Source organism: Pseudomonas sp. Sample_24, assembly GCF_004307605.1.
In the GTDB taxonomy this organism is placed as follows: Bacteria; Pseudomonadota; Gammaproteobacteria; order Pseudomonadales; family Pseudomonadaceae; genus Aquipseudomonas.
The window spans coordinates 1-3689 of the sequence record NZ_RCNW01000333.1; the positions used below are offsets into that span (position 1 = coordinate 1).

At 59.1% G+C, this 3689-nt stretch carries 4 protein-coding genes; 3 read left to right on the plus strand and 1 reads right to left on the minus strand.

Annotated features, from left to right (window positions below):
* Positions 1-358: 358 nt before the first annotated feature.
* Complete coding sequence (locus tag D8V06_RS18145) at positions 359-1531, plus strand: pyridoxal phosphate-dependent aminotransferase (RefSeq protein WP_130931464.1); 1173 nt, start codon at positions 359-361, stop codon at positions 1529-1531.
* Positions 1531-2244 (plus strand): DNA/RNA nuclease SfsA, encoded by a 714-nt coding sequence (gene sfsA / locus D8V06_RS18150; protein WP_130907403.1) that lies wholly within the window; start codon positions 1531-1533, stop codon positions 2242-2244. Before D8V06_RS18145 ends, sfsA begins: the two co-directional genes overlap by 1 nt.
* On the opposite strand, the gene D8V06_RS18155 is transcribed toward sfsA, so the two are convergent.
* On the minus strand, positions 2241-2558 hold the full coding sequence (locus D8V06_RS18155; RefSeq protein ID WP_130931465.1) for a Rieske 2Fe-2S domain-containing protein: 318 nt from the start codon (positions 2556-2558) through the stop codon (positions 2241-2243). The genes sfsA and D8V06_RS18155 overlap by 4 nt on opposite strands.
* A 162-nt stretch (positions 2559-2720) precedes the next feature.
* Here D8V06_RS18155 and D8V06_RS18160 point away from each other — a divergent pair, with 162 nt between their 5' ends.
* Positions 2721-3593 carry an ABC transporter substrate-binding protein gene (locus D8V06_RS18160; RefSeq protein WP_130931466.1) on the plus strand — a complete coding sequence of 291 codons (873 nt, stop codon included), beginning with the start codon at positions 2721-2723 and terminating at the stop codon, positions 3591-3593.
* The last annotated feature ends 96 nt before the right edge of the window (positions 3594-3689 follow it).

Below are 3689 nucleotides of genomic sequence, written 5' to 3' on the forward strand. Positions count from 1 at the left end.
CTGTTGCTTTGCTTGGGTGGACATGAAATAGACCGCCTCTACTCTTGTAATCCATCTGCGCAGGATTGCTCCATCACCGACACCTGCCGGCCCTGCGGCTGCAAGCGGGCGAACTTACCAGATCAAATCAGACCGCGCTACTCCCGGATGTCGAGCCCGCGGCCTGTGGCGCTTGCAAATGCTGGCAAAGCGCTGTCTGGTGGGTCTGGAGCGCTGCTCAAATATTGATTTTAGTCAAACCTTGGGCGCTCGCTTGAGTCGTTTTGGGTCTGGGCCATAACGCCTCTGACCGCTTTAGGTTCTCGCTCGTTCCTGCGCTTGGGTAGAATCGATTCTTTTCTTCGTTGAAGGAAGGCCAATGGCTCAGCCCTACAGTGCTCGCAGTCGCGCGATCGAACCTTTTCATGTCATGGCGTTGCTCGCACGGGCCAATGAATTGCAGGCCGCCGGCCACGATGTCATCCACCTGGAAATCGGCGAGCCGGACTTCACTACCGCCGAGCCGATCATTCGTGCGGGGCAAGCCGCGCTGGAGGCAGGCCGGACCCGTTACACCGCGGCCCGTGGCATTCCTGAACTGCGTGAGGCCATTTCGGGCTTTTATCAACAGCGTTACGGGCTGAACATCGACCCGCGCCGCATTCTCATAACGCCCGGGGGGTCCGGTGCCCTGTTGCTGGCCAGTGCCTTGCTGGTCGATCCGGGCAAGCATTGGCTGCTGGCAGACCCGGGATACCCGTGCAACCGACACTTTTTGCGATTGGTCGAAGGCGCGGCGCAATTGGTGCCGGTCGGCCCGGATGTGCGTTATCAATTGACGCCCGGCTTGATCGAGCGACATTGGGATCATGACAGCGTCGGCGCGCTGGTTGCGTCACCGGCCAATCCGACCGGGACAATACTGACCCGCGATGAGCTGGCCGGGCTGTCTCGCGCGATCAAGGAGCGCCATGGTCACCTGGTGGTGGACGAGATCTACCATGGCCTGACCTATGGCACCGATGCCGCCAGTGTGCTGGAAGTCGACGACAGTGCCTTCGTGCTTAATAGTTTTTCGAAGTATTTCGGCATGACCGGCTGGCGCCTGGGTTGGCTGGTCGCGCCAGAAGCCGCGGTCGGCGAGTTGGAGAAGCTTGCGCAGAACCTGTACATCAGCGCCCCAAGCATGGCTCAACACGCCGCATTGGCCTGCTTCGAGCCGGCGACCATCAGCATTCTCGAAGAGCGTCGTGCCGAATTCGGGCGGCGTCGGGATTTCCTGTTGCCAGCGCTGCGTGAGTTAGGCTTCGGGATTGCCGTCGAGCCGGAAGGTGCCTTCTATTTGTACGCTGATATCAGCAAGTTCGGCGGTGATGCCTTCGCATTCTGCCGCCATTTCCTCGAAACCGAACACGTAGCGTTTACCCCAGGGCTGGATTTCGGTCGCTATCAAGCGGGGCACCATGTGCGGTTTGCTTATACCCAAAGCCTGGAACGCCTGGAGGAAGCGGTGGATCGGATTGCTCGTGGTCTGCGGAGTTGGCAAGGCTGATGCGCTTTCATCCTCCTCTCGAAGAAGGTCGGCTGATACGTCGTTACAAGCGCTTTCTTGCCGATATCGAGACCGTTAGCGGCGAGTTGCTGACTATTCATTGCCCAAACACCGGCTCGATGCTCAATTGTCAGGTCGAAGGCGGGCAAGTCTGGTTCAGCCGCTCCAATGACCCCAAACGCAAATTGCCGGGTACCTGGGAAATTGGTGAGACGCCACATGGGAGGCATTTTTGCGTGAATACCGGTCGGGCCAATGGCTTGATCGAAGAAGCGCTGCGGGCGGGTGTTATCACGGAACTGAACGGTTTTACCGAGCTCAAGCGCGAAGTGGCCTATGGTCAGGAAAAGAGCCGGATCGATTTCCGTCTCGACTACCCCGAAGGGCCGGCCTATGTAGAGGTGAAAAGCGTCACCCTGGGTTTCGGCGGCATCGCCATTGCCGCGTTCCCTGATGCCGTGACCCAGCGCGGGGCCAAACACCTTCGGGAGCTTGCCCACTTGGCTCGAGACGGGATTCGTGCGGTGCAACTGTATTGTGTCAACCTGACCGGGATCGACGCCGTGCGCCCGGCACAAGAAATCGACCCGGTCTACGCGGCGGCGTTACGTGAGGCTGTGGCTTGTGGTGTTGAAGTCCTGGCTTATGGCGTGAGCCTGACCCATGAAGAAATGGTGGTGGATCGACGGCTGGAGGTGCTGTTGGGCGATTAAAGGCTGACCCAGATCCCTTGGCTATCCTCACGGCAGGTAACGCGGGTCAGCGATTGGCCCGCGCAAGGGCCGGACACACATTCGCCATCCTCGATCAAGAACAGCGCGCCGTGGGTGGCGCACTGGATCAAGCTGTTGCTGGGGTCGAGAAACTGGTCAGGCGTCCACTCCAGGCCCACGCCCCGGTGCGGGCAGCGATTGATGTACACATAAACCTGGCCGCCCCGGCGCACGGCAAAGAGTTTCTGGCCATCGATCTCGAAGCCGCGGCTACTGGCATCGGCCAGCTCAACGCTGGCACACAGAAGTTTCATGTTGGTCCTCAGGTCCCGCAATGGTGACCGGATGTGTATGAGCTTGACGTAAAAATGCGAGTGATTATCAAATGACTGACTAGCCGGCCTAGCGGCAGCCAGATGCGCAGGATACTTGGCTTGTCGATTCAGTGCCCGGGAAACCCTAAAAGGAAGCTCTTCATGCGTCTGACTACCCGTGTTGCTGCACTCTGCGTCGGATTCTTCATTTGCTGTCACGTGACTGCCAACGAGTTGCCCCAGCGCTGGGTCAGTGCGGGGGGAGCGCTGTCCGAGTGGGTGACTGAGTTGGGCGGTGAGTCGAAATTGGTGGGGGTCGATACCACCAGTCAACATCCTGAAACCCTCAAGGCACTGCCCAGTATCGGCTATCAACGCCAGCTTTCGGCGGAGGGCATCTTGAGTTTGCGCCCGCAGATATTGGTCGGCACAGAGGAAATGGGGCCGCCGCCGGTGCTGTCGCAGGTACGCAGTGCGGGTGTGCAGGTCGAATTATTCTCGGCGCAACCGGACCTCTCCACGCTGCAGAATAACCTCCAGCGTTTGGGCAAGTTACTCGGCGCGGAAGACCGGGCTAGTCAATTGCTGGCCACTTATCAACAAGCCCTTGAGCAACAGAAAGTCCGGGTGACCCGTGCACAGCTGACGAAACCATCGCCCGGCGTTCTGATGTTGCTCGGTCATGCAGGTGGCAAACCGCTGATTGCCGGCAAGGACACCGCTGCCGATTGGCTGCTGCAACGGGCCGGCGGCCACAATCTGGCGACCCATACCGGATACAAACCATTCTCCAACGAGTCGCTGGTGAGCCTGGATCCCGATGTCCTGGTGTTTGCCGACAGGGCATTGAGCGGCAATGCGGCGCGGGCCGCGTTGTTCAAGGAAAACCCGATTCTGGCATCCACTCGTGCCGCCAGGGATGGGCGGGTCATCGAGCTCGATCCAACCTTGCTCGTAGGTGGATTGGGGCCACGTTTACCTGAAGTTCTGAAAAAGCTCGCCGACGAGTTCTATCCCGAAACAGACAGTCAGTGAATCACGGGACTTTTCCAGGGCAAAAAAAGACCCGGCAAGAGCCGGGTCAAATAACCGTGATTAGCCTGATGAGGAGATAATCTGAGAGTCCGAACC

Bases quoted from the DNA above. Each gene is read 5' to 3' on its own strand.
- D8V06_RS18160 (WP_130931466.1), top strand. From the start codon at position 2,721: ATGCGTCTGACTACCCGTGTTGCTGCACTCTGCGTCGGATTCTTCATT.
- sfsA (WP_130907403.1), top strand. From the start codon at position 1,531: ATGCGCTTTCATCCTCCTCTCGAAGAAGGTCGGCTGATACGTCGTTAC.
- D8V06_RS18145 (WP_130931464.1), top strand. From the start codon at position 359: ATGGCTCAGCCCTACAGTGCTCGCAGTCGCGCGATCGAACCTTTTCAT.
- D8V06_RS18155 (WP_130931465.1), bottom strand. From the start codon at position 2,558: ATGAAACTTCTGTGTGCCAGCGTTGAGCTGGCCGATGCCAGTAGCCGC.